Raw genomic sequence first — 16,057 nt, forward strand, 5'->3', positions numbered from 1 at the left:
GGCATCTTGAAATTCGGCAACCAGCACCAAAGTGGTGAACATGCGCGACCCAAACACGCCTAGCGTAATAAAAGTCGCATAAATCGCCGATAAACGCGGCTTTTTGACCACAGTTCAGACCATTCGCGCGTTAGCGGGAGTATCTTGAACAGGCCTTCACCACATCTGAAAGGAGCCGCCATGAACACACTCTATGACTCGGAAACTTTTGCAGTTGTGCATATGCAGCCTAACGCCGTTGAGGGCGAAGTTGCCGATATTCAACACATGAGCACCGGCCGCCCCATCGCCCCCGGACGCGCCACGGCACCCTACATGCAGCGCCACGGTTTTGAAATCGTCGACAAACGCTCGGGCAAAGAGGTTTACCTCGATGGTTCGTGGGCCGAGCTGTTCCAGCAGCACATTTCTGCCTGGCAGCTCAACACCCCTTCGCAAGAAGAAGTGGAAGACACCCTGGAGCGTTACGCCGAACTGGCGCAGAACCCGGTGGTTGTGCACTGAAGCACTGATTCAACATCGCCAAGCGGCGGGTTGCCCCAAAAGGGCACCCGCCTTTTTTACGCCCGTGCCACTGCCCAGCGGTACAACGGCTCCACCAAAATCAGCACCGCAATCAAGCGGCAGACCTGAAACGCCGTGACCACTGGCGCACCGAGTTGCAGCACCTTGGCGGTGATCGACATCTCGGCAATGCCGCCGGGCGACGTGGCCAGCAGCATCGTCGCCGGGTGCAAGCCGGTGGCCCAGGCCATCGCCCAACCCATCAGGCCACACACCAGCATCATCATCAAGGTGCCCAGGGCCACCGCGCCGAGCCAGCGCGGCGCGGTGTGCACGAAGCCCGCCGTGAACCGCACGCCAAGGCTGATACCAATGACCAACTGCGCGGCGTTCACCATCCAGCCGGGAATGGCCGAGAGTTCAATCTCGAACATCGTCAGCCCCATGCACACCAACAGCGGCCCCAAAAACCAAGGGTTGGCACGCCCCAGGCGCTCCATCAACCAGGCACCAGCACCGGTGCCCAACGCCATCAACGCCAAGCCGCCCCACGACACGGCGCGCGGTCCCGGTGGGGTAATAGAGATACCTTGCAGCCCGCTGAGTTGCAGCGCCAGCGGAATCAACAACGTGACCAACAACAGCCGCAGCGTGTGCGCCGACGCGACAAGATCGGTGCGCCCGCCAGCCCGCTCGGCCAGCAAAGTCATTTCAGACGCCGCTCCGATGGCCGCCGCAAAATAATTGGTGGCGCGCAACTGCGGCCCGGCCGGCGCCTGCAAACCTGCCGCCCGCACGCGCTGCAACCACCAGCCAAACAACGCACCCAAGCCCAGCGCCCAGGCAATGCCCAAAGCAATCGCCCACCACAGGCTGGCCACCAGTGCCGTGGTTTGCGGTGTGAAGTAAAGCCCCAGCGCTGTGCCGATGATCCACTGCCCACCATTGCGCAACGGGCCCCAGCTGAACGTGGGCGCCCCCATTACCGAAGCGACCGCCGTGGCCAACAGCGGCCCCAACATCCACGGCAAAGGTGTGTGCAAAGCAATGCAGACCTGCGCGGCCAACCACGCCAAAGTTATAGTACCCAGCACCCGTAGCAACAACGTTTTTTCCCTTAGAAATTTAGTACGAGAACACACGACGCGCACCCAGCCAGCAAGAGCCCGATCATGCCAGCCAGTGCCATACCTTTCCCAGATATGCCACACCGCTTACTCCAACCCCTGACACTGATCGCCGCTTTGGCCTTGACGGCTTGCAGCACCCCCAACACGGCGCCCGCCACTTCTGACGTGGCCCTGCGCGTGGCCACCCTGCTGCCTGCAGACGCCATTTTGCTCGGCGAGAAACACGACGTGGCCGAGCACCAGCAACTGCACCAACAGGTCACAGCCGCCCTGGCCGCACGAGGCCAACTCGCCGCCCTCACGCTGGAGATGGCCGACCAGGGCGGCAGTACCGAAGGCCTGCCGCGCAACGCGTCGGACACTGAAGTACAAAAAGCCCTGCGCTGGAACGAAGCCGGCTGGCCCTGGAAGTCCTACGGCCCCGCCGTGATGACCGCCGTGGCCGCTGGTGTGCCGGTGCTCGGCGCCAACTTGCCCCGCGCCCAAATGCGCCAAGCCATGGGCAACACCGCACTCGACCCGTTGTTGACGCCCGCCCAACTGCAAACCCAACAAAACGCCATCCGCACTGGCCACTGCGATCAGTTGCCCGAGAGCCAAATCGCACCCATGACACGCATCCAGATCGCGCGCGACCAAGCCATGGCGCAAACCGTGGCCGCCGCCGTGGTTCCGGGCAAAACCGTGTTGCTGCTGGCCGGTGGTGGCCACGTTGACCGCGCCGTGGGCGTGCCGCACTACTTGCCAGCCGGGCTATCGGTGCGCGCGGTGGAGTTCCAGCCCGCAGGAGCAGCGCCAGCCGCCACACGCGGCGCCGTGTTTGATGTGGCTTGGGCCACCACGGCAGCACCAGAAAAAGACTACTGCGCCGAACTGGCGAAGACGTTGAAGCCAGCCACCGTCAAACCCTAGAAACGGTTCTCAGGCCGCAGCAGCCCGGCTCAACCGATCCAACACGCCTTCCCAGCGCGCATCTTCGGGCGGCATCTCCACCCAGATCAAGTGCACCTTTTGCGCATCGAGCGCGCGCAGGTCGGCGAATAGGCGACGGGCGGCGGCTTCGGCGTCGGTGGGCATGTGTTGCAACAGCACCTTGGGTGAACGGCTACGCAGGTTGGTACGGGCGTAGATAGCGATGCTTATGCCGGGCTCGGTGCCAGCTTCATCGCCCAACAAGTCCAGCGCTTGCTGCAACTCGCCGGCCGACATCAGCCGCAGCTTAGCGCTGGGGGCGTAGTGCGCCACCAGCGTGCCAGAGGCGCGTGGGTCGGGTGCAGCTACGGCATCTTTGTCGCGCAGCGGTTGGCCGCAGGCGGCTTCAATCTCGGCGCGGGTGATAGAGCCCGGCCGCAGCAGCACCGGCGCGCCACGTGTGCAGTCGACGATGGTGGACTCGATGCCGACGGCGCACGGCCCGCCATCCAGCACCAGCAAGCCTTCGGGAAATTCACCCTGCACGTGTTCAGCCGTGGTGGGGCTCACGCGGCCAAACTGGTTGGCGCTGGGGGCGGCAACCCCCATCACGCCCAGCTCGGCGCTGGCGCGCAACACGGCTTGGGCGACGGGGTGCGAGGGGCAGCGCACACCAATGGAATCCTGCCCACCGGCTGTGGCGGCGCCCACTTCGGGGCGGCGCGGCAAGATCAACGTCAGCGGGCCGGGCCAACAAGCGCGCATCAGCTTGGCGGCAAAGTCGGGCACGCTGGCGGCAAAGTGGCCGACGCCGGCGGGCGGTGCATCTGGCGTGGCCGCAGGGGCCACGTGCACGATCAGCGGGTGGTCGCTGGGGCGGCCCTTGGCGGCGAAGATTTTCGCGACCGCACTGTCGCTGGCCGCGTCGGCTGCCAGGCCGTAGACGGTTTCCGTGGGCAGGCCGAGCAACTCGCCAGCGGCGAGGGTCTGCGCGGCTTGCGCCACGGCGGCGGGGTCGTAACCGTCGAGGATCATGGCGGGCCTTATTGAAACGTCAGAGTTGAAACATCAGAACGGCTCTAGGCCGAGCAGTTGGCAGGCTTGCAACGCCGTGGCGCGCACCGCTTCAATGCTGGCGCCGGTGACGTTGATGTGGCCCATCTTGCGGCCAGCCTTGGCTTCCAGCTTGCCGTAGAGGTGCAGGTGCACACCGGGCAGCGCCAGCACTTCGGCCCATGGCGGCGGTGTGGCGGCCGTGACCGCTTGGGCACGCACGCCATTTGCGTCAAACCACAGGTCGCCCAGCAGGTTCAGCATGATGGACGGGCTGTGTTGGCGCGGCGTGGTCAGCGGCAAACGGGCGAGCGTGCGCACTTGCAGGTCGAACTGCGATTCATCGCAGGCGTCCATGGTGTAGTGGCCGCTGTTGTGCGGGCGCGGGGCGATCTCGTTGACCACCAAAGCGCCGTCGGCCAGCACAAAGAATTCGACGCACAACACACCCACGTAGTCCAGGCCGTTCGCTATAGATTTCGCAGCTGCTACCGCATCTGCAGTAAGCGCTGAAGGCAGATTTCCTTCATAGACCTCGGTCACCGCCAAAATGCCTTCGCGGTGCAGGTTGCGCTGCGGCGGGAAGTTGACGATCTGGCCGTCGCGGCCACGCGCCACGATGACCGAGCATTCGGCCGCCAGCGGCAACATTTTTTCGAGCACACAGGGCACTTGGCGCAGTTGCGCCCAGGCGGCCTCCAGCGCGGCACGATCGGCCACGCGCACTTGGCCCTTGCCGTCGTAGCCCATGCGGTTGGTCTTCAAGATGCCGGGCAGCAGGTTCGCATCCACCGCAGCCAAGGTCTCGGCGCTGTCGATCACGGCGTAAGGCGCGCAGGCCACGCCGCAGCGCACGAAGTGGGCTTTTTCTTGCGCGCGGTCTTGTGCAATGCCCACGGCCGAGGCGGCGGGCGACACCGGGCGTTGACGCGCCAGCGCCTCAAGCGCGGGGGCGGGCACGTTCTCAAATTCGGTGGTGATGGCATCGGCCACAGCGCCGAGTTGGGCCAGGCCCTTGGCGTCAAGGTAGTCGGCCAACACGTGGTGGTGGCTCACGCGGCCGGCGGGGCTGGAGACATCGGGGTCGAGCACAGCGGTGAAGTAACCCATGCGCTGTGCGGCGTGCACAAACATGCGCCCCAACTGGCCGCCGCCCATCACGCCCAGTGTGGCGCCGGGCAGGATGACTTGGTTCTTTTGATCAGCATTAGAAATGGAGTCAATCACGCTTTGCTCTCCACCGGCGGCAGCGTCATGTTGCGCGCCACTTCGGTTTGCGCCGCGCGAAATTCTTCGAGCTTGGCACGCAGAGCCGGGTTTTGGTTGGCCAGCAGCGCCACCGCAAACAGCGCCGCATTGGCCGCACCAGCGGTGCCGATGGCAAACGTGGCCACCGGAATGCCCTTGGGCATTTGCACAATGCTATGCAGCGAATCCACCCCTTGCAGATGGCGGCTGGCCACCGGCACGCCGAGCACCGGCACCGTGGTTTTGGCGGCCAGCATGCCCGGCAAGTGCGCCGCGCCGCCCGCGCCCGCAATGATGGCCTGCAGGCCACGGCCGGCAGCCGCTTCGGCGTAGGTGAACATGTCATCCGGCATGCGGTGCGCAGAGACCACACGGGCTTCATGCTCAATGCCGAACTGCTGGAGAATTTGAACTGCGTGTTGCATGGTGTCCCAGTCGCTGCTGGAGCCCATGACGACGCCAATTTGGACGGTCATGCTGATTCCTCTAAAGGTTGAATTTTACGGTTGCGCCCTCAAACTGGATTCATAACGCTTCCAACACCACCAAATTTCATTGACACAGCCGCTAACATCGGCGGCTGTTCCTTCCTAACCAACAAAGCGTTGCCCCGGCAGCGCAGCCCCTTGCCATGATCGACGTCACGATAGAAAACTTTGAAACCGAGGTGGTTGCCGCCTCCATGCAAGTGCCTGTGCTGGTGGACTTTTGGGCGCCGTGGTGCGGCCCATGCAAGGTCATCGGCCCCATCTTGGAAAAGCTCGAAGCTGACTACGCCGGCCGCTTCAAGCTGGTGAAGATCGACTCCGACCAAGAGCAGCAACTCGCCGGTGCCTTCGGCATCCGCAGCATTCCCACCTGCATTTTGGTGATGAACGGCCAGCCGGTGGACGGCTTTGCCGGTGCCATGCCCGAAGGCCAGGTGCGCGCCTTCCTCGACAAACATGTGCCCGCCGGCGACGGCTTCGAAGCCATTCCTGACGAAACCGACGAAGCCCAAGCCCTGCTTGAATCCGGCGACACCGACGCCGCGCTGGTCAAGCTGCAAGAAGCCCTGGCCGTGAACCCTGCGAACGACGACGCGCGCTACGACTACGTCAAGCTGCTGATCGGCAACGGCTACCTCGAAGAAGCCGGTGCCGCACTGCAACCCGCGCTGGTACAAATCCCGGTGCAGTTGCGCTTTGAAGCCCTGCACCAATGGGCGAACGCTCTGCATTTTGTAGCTGGTGACGAGCGCCGTGAATGGCCTGCGGCCCAGTTTGATGAAAAGATTGAAACCAACAAGCGCGACTTTGAAACCCGCTTCGCCAAGAGCCGCGTGCTGATGGCGCGCGGCGAATTCACCGCCGCCATGGACGAGTTGCTGGAAATCATCATGCGCGACCGCAAGTGGGAAGACGAAGCCCCGCGTAAGACCTTCGTCGCCATCCTGGAACTGCTGACGCCGCCGGTGCAAAAGCCCGATGCAGATGCTTCCGGTAAAACTGCTGGCGGCATTGAACTGGCAGGCCATGCGGCCAAGGCGCAAGACCCGCAGTTGGAGCTGATCTCGCGCTACCGGCGCCGGCTCAGCATGGCGCTGAATTAAAAACCCAGATCAAGCCGCGTGACGGCCCGCCTGCGCCATGCGTTGGGCAGGCCGCTCGCTCGCCAGCACGCGCTGCGCGTTCAAACTGCGGATGGGAATGGACGTGTCTTGCGGAATGCCGCCGGCCAATTGCAGGTCGAGGTAACGCCCGCAACACACGCGTAGAAACGACGCAAAGTTCTCCACCGTGCCGCGTTCGTGCGAGAGCTCGTCATAGAGCTTGGTGCATAGCTGCGGCACGCTCATGCCGTCGCGCGCGGCAATTTCTTCCAGCACCTGCCAGAACAGGTTCTCCAGCTTGATGCTGGTGGCCACACCGTGCAGGCGCACGGAGCGGGCGCGGCTGGCGTAGAGCGTGGGGTCGGCGCTGATGAAGACTTGGCACATGGCGGGTTCCCGGTGGTTCAGCCGCCATCATCGGAGGCCGACCACGCCCACGTCAATGGGGATTAACGTCGTTAGTGGGAGATGTGCGTGCCCAGCAGGGTCAAGAACTGCGCGATCCAGGCGGGGTGCGCTGGCCAGGCCGGGGCTGTGACCAGGTTGCCGTCGGTCACGGCTGCATCGATGGCGATCTCGGCGTAGGTGCCACCTGCAATTTCTACTTCCACACGGCAGGCCGGGTAGGCCGAGCAGGTGCGGCCTTTCAGCACGCCCGCGCCCGCCAGCAATTGCGCGCCGTGGCACACAGCGGCCACGGGCTTGTTGGCTTCAAAGAAATGTTTCACGGCCGAGATGACGGCCGGGTAGGTGCGCAGGTACTCGGGGCCACGGCCACCGGGGATAACCAAGGCGTCGTAGTCATGCGGTTTGATGCTGGCGAAGGTGGCATTCAGCGTGAAGTTGTGGCCGGGCTTCTCGCTGTAGGTTTGCGCGCCTTCAAAGTCGTGGATGGCGGTTTTGATGTGGTCGCCGGCCGCTTTGTCGGGGCACACGGCGTGGACGGTGTGGCCCACCGCCAGCAGCGCCTGGAACGGCACCATGGTTTCGTAGTCTTCGCAGTAGTCACCGCAAATCATCAAGATTTTTTTGCCAGCCATGTTTGTCTCCTAAAGGGTGTGCAGGAGAAAACATTGTTCCGCTGCGCCAGCGGCAGCGGGTGTTAGCCGGTTACTACATTGCGTGGCCGCAACCGGCTTTCAGGCTGTTGAAAAACGTAGCGAGGAAGGTTAGCTGCAAGGCGCCCGGAGCACAGGAACCGGAGCGTACTTCTAGTACGTGAGGATTCCGAGCACCGCGCAACGCCGCAGATGACCTCCGCAGTAGTTTTTCAGCAGCCTGTTAGGCCGTCAAGCGCTCCATGGCTTCGCGGTATTTGGCAGCGGTTTTTTCGACCACTTCGCGCGGCAGGCGCGGCGCGGGCGGGGTCTTGCTCCAGGGCTTGCCGTCAACCGTCGCTTGCTCCAGCCAGTCGCGCACAAACTGCTTGTCGTAGCTGGGGGGGTTGATGCCTTCCTGGTAGCTTTCCAGTGGCCAGAAGCGCGACGAATCGGGCGTGAGCACTTCGTCCATCAGGTGCAGCACGCCCTTGTCATCCAGACCGAATTCGAACTTGGTATCCGCAATGATGATGCCCTTGGCCAGCGCGATTTTTGAGGCTTCTTGGTAGATGGCAATGCTGATGCTGCGGATTTGCTCGGCCAACTCGGGGCCAACGATCTCGACCACTTTCTCGTAGGTGATGTTTTCGTCGTGCTCACCCATTTCGGCCTTGGCGGCGGGGGTGAAGATGGGTTCGGGCAGGCGGCTGGCGTTGCGCAGGCCGGGTGGCAGCGGCACGCCGCAGACGGCTTGGTTTTGCTGGTATTCGGCCCAGCCGCTACCGGCGAGGTAACCACGCACCACGGCTTCCACCGGAATGGGCTTCAGGCGCTTGACCAGCATGGAGCGGCCGCGCACTTGCGCCACTTCGTCGGGGGTGACCACGCTTTCGGGGTCTTGGCCGGTCAGGTGGTTGGGGCACAGGTGGCCGAGTTGGCCAAACCAGAACAACGCCATTTGCGTCAGCAACTCGCCTTTGCCGGGGATGGGCTCGCCCATGATGACGTCGAAGGCGCTCAGGCGGTCGCTGGCCACCATGAGGATGCGGTCGGTGCCCACGGCGTAGTTGTCGCGCACCTTGCCGCGCGCCAGCAGGGGCAAGGACTTCAGGGAAGAGGTATGGAGGGACGGAGCGGCAGTGGTCATGTCAGTGGGGTCCGGGTTCAAAAACAGCGCAGGCCGCCCGAGTGGCGGCGGGGCCGGAGGGCTATTGTCCCTCAATGCAAAGAGCCACCCAAATGGTGGCTCTTTCAAGGGCAGGGGAATCCGCTTGGGGTCAACTCACCCCTGCTTCATCCTTAGTTAACCCTCAGTTCACCAACTGCGCGAGTTCGCCCTTAGCGTACTTGGCGGCCACGATTTGCAGGCTGTCGCCCTTGATCTTGGCGCCTTGGCCTTCGCAGCCGAATTCGAGGTAGCGCGCCTTGCAGACCGCCTTGGCGGCTTCACGCGCAGGCTTGAGCCATTCACGGGCATCGAACTTGTCTGGGTTCTCGGCCAGGAACTTGCGCACCGCGCCGGTCATGGCCAGGCGAATGTCGGTGTCGATGTTGATCTTGCGCACGCCGAACTTGATGGCTTCCTGGATTTCCTTGACGGGCACGCCGTAGGTTTCCTTCATCTTGCCGCCGTACTGGTTAATCAGCGCCAGCAACTCTTGCGGCACGGAAGAAGAACCGTGCATCACCAAGTGGGTGTTGGGGATGCGCTTGTGGATCTCTTTCACGCGGCTGATGGCCAGGATGTCGCCCGTAGGGGGGCGGCTGAACTTGTAGGCGCCGTGGCTGGTGCCGATGGCAATGGCCAGAGCGTCGAGCTGGGTGGCCTTGACGAACTGCGCGGCTTCTTCGGGGTCGGTCAGCATTTGGCTGTGGTCGAGCTTGCCTTCGGCGCCGATGCCGTCTTCTTCGCCGGCTTCACCGGTTTCCAGGTTTCCCAGGCAGCCGAGTTCACCTTCCACGGTGACACCCACCTTGTGCGCCATGTCGACCACCTTGCGCGTCACGTCGACGTTGTAGGCGAAATCGGCAGGGGTTTTGCCGTCTTCGCGCAGCGAGCCGTCCATCATCACCGAGCCAAAACCCAGGTTGATGGCGCCTTCGCAGACCTTGGGCGTGGTGCCGTGGTCTTGGTGCATGACCAACGGGATGTGCGGGTAAGCCTCGCAGGCCGCTTCGATCAAGTGCTTGATGAAGGGCTCGCCCGCGTATTTGCGAGCGCCAGCGCTGGCTTGCAGGATGACCGGGGCACCGACTTCGTCGGCGGCCATCATCACGGCCTGGACTTGTTCCAGGTTGTTGACATTGAAGGCTGGAATGCCGTAGCCGTTTGCAGCGGCGTGGTCCAGCAGTTCGCGCATCGAAACGAGTGCCATGGTGGTAAGTCCTGAGAGTTAAAAAAGTGGGGTCAAGCGGGAATACCCAATTTCTGACGTTTTGGTAACCGCTTGGTAACTCGCCCGATTTTAGCCCGCAGCCGTTGACGGGGTGATGAAAAATGTCGGACGACCACCCTAGGCGGCGTCGGAACAAGACGTGCAAAAGCCATGCCGCAACGGGTCGCGGCATGGCTTTGAGCGGGTTCTAGCGGGTCTGTGCCCGCAAACGCAAGAGGTCTTAACCGACCTGGCAGATCTTCAGCATGTTGGTGCCACCCGGGGCACCCATGGGTTCGCCGCAGGTGATGGCGTAAATGTCGCCGCTCTGCACGATGGCACGCTTGGTAAGGTGGCGTTCGGCTTCCAGCAACGCGGTGTCGCGGTCGGCACTGGCATCCATCAACAAGGGGCGCACGTTACGGTACATCGCCATCTTGCGTTGGGTAGACAGGCGCGGCGTCAGCGCGTAGATCGGCACGTGGATGCTGTGGCGGCTCATCCACAAGGCGGTCGAGCCGCTGTCGGTCAGGGCCACGATGGCCTTGGCACCCAAGTGGGTGGCGGTAAACAGCGCTCCCATGGCGATCGACTGGTCGATGCGCTTGAACACCTTGCCGGTGAAGTCGGCGTCGAGTTGGTTGTATTCGGCCTTTTCGGCCTCCACACAGATGTTGGCCATTTCGCGCACGGTTTCCAGCGGGAACTTGCCGGCGGCGGTTTCGGCGCTGAGCATCACGGCGTCGGTGCCGTCCAGCACGGCGTTGGCCACGTCGCTCACCTCGGCGCGCGTGGGCACCGGGTTGGTGATCATGCTTTCCATCATTTGCGTGGCGGTGATGACGAACTTGTCGCTCTCGCGCGCCATGCGAATCATGCGTTTTTGCAGCGCTGGCACGGCCGCGTTGCCCACTTCCACCGCCAGATCGCCACGCGCGACCATGATGCCGTCACTGGCGTCCAGAATGGCTTGCAGGTGCGGAATGGCTTCGGCACGCTCAACCTTCGCGACCAAACCCGGTTTGTGGTTGAACTCGGCTGCGGCCACGTTGCACAGTTGGCGCGCCATTTCCATGTCGGTGGCGTTTTTCGGAAAGCTCACAGCCACGTAATCGGCCTGGAAAGCCATGGCGGTTTTGATGTCGTCCATGTCTTTGGCGGTCAACGCAGGCGCGGTCAAACCGCCGCCCTTTTTGTTGATGCCCTTGTTGTTCGACAGCTCGCCACCCAGGTTCACGGTGGTGTGCACCTGTTCACCACGCACGGCGTCGACTGTCATGACGATCAGGCCGTCGTTCAGCAACAACACATCACCAGCCTTGACGTCGCGCGGCAGTTGTTTGTAGTCCAGGCCCACGCCATCAATGTCGCCGGGCTCCGCGCGCGAGGCGTCGAGCACGAACTTTTGGCCGGGCTCCAGCATGACCTTACCTTCGGCAAACTTGCCCACGCGGATTTTCGGGCCCTGCAGGTCGGCCATGATGGCCACTTCACGGCCGGCGCGGCGTGCAGCCTCGCGCACCATGGAGGCACGGTCGATGTGGTCTTGGGCTTTACCGTGGCTGAAGTTCAGCCGTACGACGTTAACGCCATCGCGGATCATCTGTTCCAGCAACTGCGGATCGCTGGAAGCGGGGCCAAGAGTGGCAACAATTTTGGTAGCGCGACGGGGTTTCATATCAACGGTCTCCGTGTAATTTAGTTTCCATTTTCACATGGAACCATGAACATTTGGGTTACCAAAATAGTGTCGTTTTCCAGGTGCAACACTGCCCCTGGAAGGGCTCAACCCCAGAGGACATAGGGGTGTCAGGCAAACGTGGTAAAACCAGAAGATCCAGATACCAGCCCTAACATTGATCCGGGTCAGCCTGTGTCTCAATGGTTACGCTTAAGATCGGCTGGGCCTTGGTTTTCTTGGGTCTTCGCGGCGCACAAGGCGCCGGCATCTTTCAATTGAAATTTTTGACATGACGTCACAGTCCGACACGACCGCGCCGGAGTCTCCGCCGCAACCCTTGGCAGTAGATGCTCCGCTGCCGCATCGCAAAGTTATTCGCTCGTGGCTGCTGCCGTTAGCCCAGCGCAACACTTGGAAAGCCTTCAGCCTGCTGATCCTGGATTACGCTGTGCTGGGCGCCCTGTTGGCCGGCGTGGTACTGTTTGAATCGGTGTGGTTGATGCTGCTGTGCGGTCTGGCCGCCGGCTTTGTGATTGGCCGCCTGTTTGTGGTGGGCCACGACGGCTGCCACCAAAGCCTGACCGAACACCGCCGCCTCAACAAGTGGCTCGGCCGCATTGCGTTCCTGCCCTCCATGACCGCCTACAGCCTGTGGGACGTAGGCCACAACGTGGTGCACCACGGCTTTACCAACCTCAAAGGGGTGGACTTTGTGTGGGCGCCGCTCACGCAAGAAGAGTATGCCGCGCTGTCGCCTGGCGGCAAGTTCCTGCAGCGTATCTACCGCAGCGGCTGGGGCCCGGGTCTGTATTACATGATCGAGATCTGGTGGAAGAAGATGATGTTCCCCACCAAGTCGCAAATGGGCAACACCAACCGCGCCATCTTCACCTGGGACTGCCTCTTGGTCACCGGCTTTGCCGTGATCTGGATCGCCGCCCTGGTGGGCGCCGCGCTGTACACCGGCCAATCCATCTGGCTGCTGTTGCTGCTGGGTTTTGTGGTGCCCATGTTCTTCTGGTTCAACATGATGGGCTTTGTGATCTACGGCCACCACACGCACGTGAAGGTGTCCTGGCACAACGACCGCGCCACCTGGCAGCGCGCCCAGCCCTTTGTGTCGACCACCGTGCACTTGACCTTCCCGGTACAGATTGGTGCCATGCTGCACCACATCATGGAGCACACCGCGCACCACGTGGACATGAGCATTCCGCTGTACAAGTTGAAGGCCGCACAAGCCAAGCTGGAAGAGCTGTTGCCCCAACGTATCGTGGTGCAACCGTTCTCGTGGCGCTGGTACTTCGACACCGCCCGCGCCTGCAAGCTGTACGACTTCTCGCGCAACTGCTGGACGGACTTTCAAGGTCGCATGACCAGCCCACCGCGGGCCGCCATGTCGGCTTAACAGCCAGACACGCCAACCAACGGCTTAGTGAGTTAAATACTCACTAAGCCGTTTCGCTTTCTGGCAGTGTGAGCCGCGAGGTGTGATAGTCGTAGCCATACACCTCGCCATAACGGCCCCACTCAATCGCCACTTCCAGCACGCGCTGGGCTTCTTCGGCTTCCAGGAATTCTTCCAGCAACTCCAGAAAACGCTTGTCGGGCAAGGTACCGCTGGCCTCGGCTTCCAGATCGCGCCGGATGTGCGCGGCCAACGGCACATGTGTCAGCAGTTGCTGGCCAAACATTTCTTGTTTGCGCACCTGGTCGGCATCCACATAGTGCTGGCCCAAGGGCGTGAGGTGGATGTCGCCGTGATCGACGTGCGCCAGCCCCAGCAAGCCCAGCGCCTCGTAGGTGGGGAACAGTTCTTCGTCGGGCAATTCGGCTTCTTCGGCCAAGCGCGGCAAATCGGCATGGCCGTTGAACGGCGCGCCAGCCAGCATGTCCAACACACCTTCGATGCGGCTGATGTCGGTGGCGGGCAGGCGGTAACCGGCATGCGCCGACTCGGGCGCCCCGGCCGCAGCGGCTTGCACGGGGTGCTGCGTCATCAGGCCGTAGACCTCGTCGATCAACGCGCGCACCTCGGCTGAATCGGCATTGCGAGGACGTGGCAACCGGATGTGCACCTCATCGCGGATGCGCCCCGGGTCGCTGGCCAGGATGATGATGCGATCGGCCATCATCACCGCTTCTTCGATGTTGTGCGACACGATGAGAATGCCCTTGGTGGGGATCTTGTCGCCATCCCACAGCTCCAGCATGTCGTTGCGCAGGGTTTCGCCGGTGAGCACGTCGAGCGCAGAAAACGCCTCGTCCATCAGCAAGATGTCGGGGTTGGTGACCAGCGCACGCGCAATGCCCACACGCTGCTTCATGCCGCCCGAAAGCTCACGCGGCAGTGCGCCGCCAAAGCCGGCCAGGCCAATCAGCTCCAGCACAGCATCGGCGCGCTTCTCGCGTTCTGCGGCCGGCACACCTTGGGCCTCCAAGCCCAGCTCGACGTTTTGCTGCACCGTGAGCCACGGAAACAACGCAAACGACTGGAACACCATGGCGATCCCGGCCACTGGCCGGTGGATGGGTTGTTGGCGGTAGGCCGCCCGGCCGTGGTCGGCCGGAATCAAGCCAGCGATGATGCGCAGCAACGTGGATTTGCCCGAGCCAGACTTTCCCAGCAGCGCCACAATTTCGCCATCGGCCAGTTCAAAGTCGACCGACGTCAGCACCGTGCGTGCGGACCCGTCGGCCGCCGAGAACGACTTGGCCACCCCTTGCAGTTCAATCAGATTCATCGTTGACTCTCCGCCAGCAAATACAGCTTGCGCCAGAAAAACCGGTTCAACAGCATCACAAAAATACACATCACGCCAATGCCGAGCGCAATGCGGTGGAAGTCGCCCACATCGGTCATGTGTTTGATGTAGCTACCCAGGCCGTCGGCCACCAAGGTGGTGTCGCCCCAGGTCACGTATTCGGCGACGATGCTGGCGTTCCACGAGCCGCCGCTGGCGGTGATGGCCCCGGTCACATAGGCCGGAAACACAGCCGGCAAGTACACCCGCTTCCACTTCAGCCAGCCACGCACGCCCAGGTTGTCGGCCGCGAGGCGCAGTTCGTTGGGAATGGCGGCGGCACCGGCCACCACGTTGAACAGGATGTACCACTGCGTGCCAAACACCATCAGCGGGCTGAGCCAGATGTTGGGGTTGAGCTTCCAGGTCACCAGCAGGTAGACCACCAGCGGAAACATCAGGTTGACCGGGAAGGCCGCCAGGAATTGCGCCACCGCCTGCACACGCTGCGAATACGCTGGCCGCAGGCCTATCCACACTGCCACAGGTACCCACACCAGCGAGGCCAAGCCAATCAACAGCAGCACGCGCAGCAGGGTGATGAAGCCGAGCATCACCACATGCGCCGCCTCGCCCCAGCCCACCACGGTGTGGACAAACAGTAGCAGCCAAACAAACGCCGCCAGCGTGCCCAGCACAAGCATCACATCCCATACCCGCGTCCAGATAGGGCTAGCAAAGGTGGAGGATGCTGTGTACGGCGCATCGGTGCGCGCAGTGCTAAACCAGCCCAGCGCCCCTCGCATGGCGCGCCAGAAGCGCTGGGTGAGCGCACGCATCCAGTGACTGCGGCCCATCCAGTCGAGCAACCAGGATTGCTGCGCCGTGTCGCCCTGGGAATCTTCAAACCGAAACTTGTTGGCCCAGGCCAGCAGCGGGCGGAAGAACAGTTGGTCGTACACCAGAATGCCCACCAGCATGGCGCCGATGGCGTAGGCAATCGCCATGCCGTTTTTGTCTTCAATGGCGACGGCGATGTACGAGCCGATACCGGGCAACTTGATGTCTTGGTTGGCCACCGAAATGGCCTCGGCCGCCACCAGAAAGAACCAGCCGCCTGACATGGACATCATCATGTTCCACAGCAGCCCTGGCATGGCAAACGGTAGCTCCAGCCGCCAGAAGCGTTGCCAGGCCGAGAGGCGGAACATGCGCGAGGCCTCGTTCAGTTCGTCAGGCACGTTGCGGATCGACGTGTACAGGCTGAACGCCATGTTCCAGGCCTGCGAGGTGAAGATGGCGAAGATGGCCGCGCACTCCACGCCCAGCAAACTGCCGGGAAACAGCGCGATGAACGGTGCGATAGCAATCGCCTGAAAGCCCAGAATCGGCACCGACTGCAAGATGTCCAGCAGCGGGATCATGGCTTTCTCGGCGGCGCGGTATTTGGCGGCAATGGCCGCAAACACAAAGGCGAACAGCAGCGAAAAGCCCAGTGCGATGAACATGCGCAGCGTGGTGCGCAGCAGGTAGTAGGGCAGCACCTCGGGCGAGAGCGAGATCTCCATGGCCTCGCCCACCACAAACGGCTTGGCCATCTGCGCAGCGCCAAAGGCCAGTGCCAGCAGAACCGCCAGCACCAGCGGCAGCAAAGCAAAGTCCCAGCGGTTGGGCGTGGTGGCGAGCAGCTTCCCGCCTGGTGGCTTAGGCCATTTGGTCATTCCTCGCCCTCCCGTCACGGCCGCAGCGTTGTTCTTAAAACCCGCTATGTCAGCGGCT

15 protein-coding genes are annotated in these 16,057 nt (G+C 62.6%); 4 read left to right on the forward strand and 11 right to left on the reverse strand.

Going from position 1 to position 16,057, the window contains the following annotated elements:
• Positions 1–180 precede the first annotated feature (180 nt).
• Positions 181–504: a BTH_I0359 family protein gene (locus ACPWMG_RS26170; RefSeq protein WP_483302393.1), complete on the forward strand. Its 324-nt coding sequence runs from the start codon at positions 181–183 to the stop codon at positions 502–504.
• A gap of 56 nt (positions 505–560) precedes the next feature.
• Here the strand turns inward: ACPWMG_RS26170 and ACPWMG_RS26175 are convergent, their stop codons facing one another.
• Positions 561–1,547, reverse strand: a complete 987-nt coding sequence (locus ACPWMG_RS26175) for an AbrB family transcriptional regulator (protein WP_483302394.1) — start codon at positions 1,545–1,547, stop codon at positions 561–563.
• A gap of 159 nt (positions 1,548–1,706) precedes the next feature.
• On the opposite strand from ACPWMG_RS26175, the gene ACPWMG_RS26180 reads away from it, so the two are divergent.
• Positions 1,707–2,546, forward strand: a complete 840-nt coding sequence (locus ACPWMG_RS26180) for a ChaN family lipoprotein (protein WP_483302395.1) — start codon at positions 1,707–1,709, stop codon at positions 2,544–2,546.
• 9 nt (positions 2,547–2,555) lie between these two features.
• Here the strand turns inward: ACPWMG_RS26180 and ACPWMG_RS26185 are convergent, their stop codons facing one another.
• From ACPWMG_RS26185 to purE, 3 genes are all read right to left on the reverse strand, one after another.
• Positions 2,556–3,581: an L-threonylcarbamoyladenylate synthase gene (locus ACPWMG_RS26185; protein ID WP_483302396.1), complete on the reverse strand. Its 1,026-nt coding sequence runs from the start codon at positions 3,579–3,581 to the stop codon at positions 2,556–2,558.
• Between the two features lie 33 nt (positions 3,582–3,614).
• Complete coding sequence (locus ACPWMG_RS26190; RefSeq protein ID WP_483305349.1) at positions 3,615–4,757, reverse strand: 5-(carboxyamino)imidazole ribonucleotide synthase; 1,143 nt, start codon at positions 4,755–4,757, stop codon at positions 3,615–3,617.
• A gap of 65 nt (positions 4,758–4,822) precedes the next feature.
• Positions 4,823–5,323 carry a 5-(carboxyamino)imidazole ribonucleotide mutase gene (gene purE / locus ACPWMG_RS26195; protein WP_483302397.1) on the reverse strand — a complete coding sequence of 167 codons (501 nt, stop codon included), beginning with the start codon at positions 5,321–5,323 and terminating at the stop codon, positions 4,823–4,825.
• A gap of 155 nt (positions 5,324–5,478) precedes the next feature.
• Here purE and trxA point away from each other — a divergent pair, with 155 nt between their 5' ends.
• Positions 5,479–6,438 (forward strand): thioredoxin, encoded by a 960-nt coding sequence (gene trxA, locus ACPWMG_RS26200; protein ID WP_483302398.1) that lies wholly within the window; start codon positions 5,479–5,481, stop codon positions 6,436–6,438.
• Positions 6,439–6,447: 9 nt separating this feature from the next.
• Here the strand turns inward: trxA and ACPWMG_RS26205 are convergent, their stop codons facing one another.
• From ACPWMG_RS26205 to pyk, 5 genes are all read right to left on the reverse strand, one after another.
• A complete protein-coding gene (locus ACPWMG_RS26205; RefSeq protein WP_483302399.1) occupies positions 6,448–6,825 on the reverse strand; it encodes a ribbon-helix-helix domain-containing protein in 378 nt (125 codons plus the stop codon).
• Positions 6,826–6,896: 71 nt separating this feature from the next.
• Positions 6,897–7,478, reverse strand: coding sequence for a DJ-1/PfpI family protein (locus ACPWMG_RS26210; protein ID WP_483302400.1), 582 nt, complete (start codon positions 7,476–7,478; stop codon positions 6,897–6,899).
• A gap of 241 nt (positions 7,479–7,719) precedes the next feature.
• Positions 7,720–8,625 carry a phosphoribosylaminoimidazolesuccinocarboxamide synthase gene (locus ACPWMG_RS26215; RefSeq protein ID WP_483302401.1) on the reverse strand — a complete coding sequence of 302 codons (906 nt, stop codon included), beginning with the start codon at positions 8,623–8,625 and terminating at the stop codon, positions 7,720–7,722.
• A gap of 163 nt (positions 8,626–8,788) precedes the next feature.
• The gene (fba, locus tag ACPWMG_RS26220) at positions 8,789–9,853 is read right to left on the reverse strand and encodes a class II fructose-bisphosphate aldolase (protein ID WP_483302402.1); all 1,065 of its coding nucleotides are present in this window, start codon (positions 9,851–9,853) and stop codon (positions 8,789–8,791) included.
• A gap of 241 nt (positions 9,854–10,094) precedes the next feature.
• Positions 10,095–11,531 carry a pyruvate kinase gene (gene pyk / locus ACPWMG_RS26225; RefSeq protein ID WP_483302403.1) on the reverse strand — a complete coding sequence of 479 codons (1,437 nt, stop codon included), beginning with the start codon at positions 11,529–11,531 and terminating at the stop codon, positions 10,095–10,097.
• Positions 11,532–11,823: 292 nt separating this feature from the next.
• Here pyk and ACPWMG_RS26230 point away from each other — a divergent pair, with 292 nt between their 5' ends.
• Entirely contained in the window at positions 11,824–12,942 is a 1,119-nt protein-coding gene (locus ACPWMG_RS26230) for a fatty acid desaturase (protein ID WP_483302404.1), read from the forward strand.
• 43 nt (positions 12,943–12,985) lie between these two features.
• Here ACPWMG_RS26230 and ACPWMG_RS26235 read toward each other — a convergent pair whose 3' ends face one another.
• Together ACPWMG_RS26235 and ACPWMG_RS26240 are read right to left on the reverse strand one after the other, a co-directional pair.
• Positions 12,986–14,278 carry an ABC transporter ATP-binding protein gene (locus tag ACPWMG_RS26235; protein WP_483302405.1) on the reverse strand — a complete coding sequence of 431 codons (1,293 nt, stop codon included), beginning with the start codon at positions 14,276–14,278 and terminating at the stop codon, positions 12,986–12,988.
• The gene (locus ACPWMG_RS26240) at positions 14,275–15,999 is read right to left on the reverse strand and encodes an ABC transporter permease (RefSeq protein ID WP_483302406.1); all 1,725 of its coding nucleotides are present in this window, start codon (positions 15,997–15,999) and stop codon (positions 14,275–14,277) included. Before ACPWMG_RS26240 ends, ACPWMG_RS26235 begins: the two co-directional genes overlap by 4 nt.
• Between the last annotated feature and the right edge of the window lie 58 nt (positions 16,000–16,057).

This window comes from Hydrophilobacter chitinilyticus (genome assembly GCF_049860745.1).
Taxonomy (GTDB): domain Bacteria; phylum Pseudomonadota; class Gammaproteobacteria; order Burkholderiales; family Burkholderiaceae_C; genus Rhodoferax_B.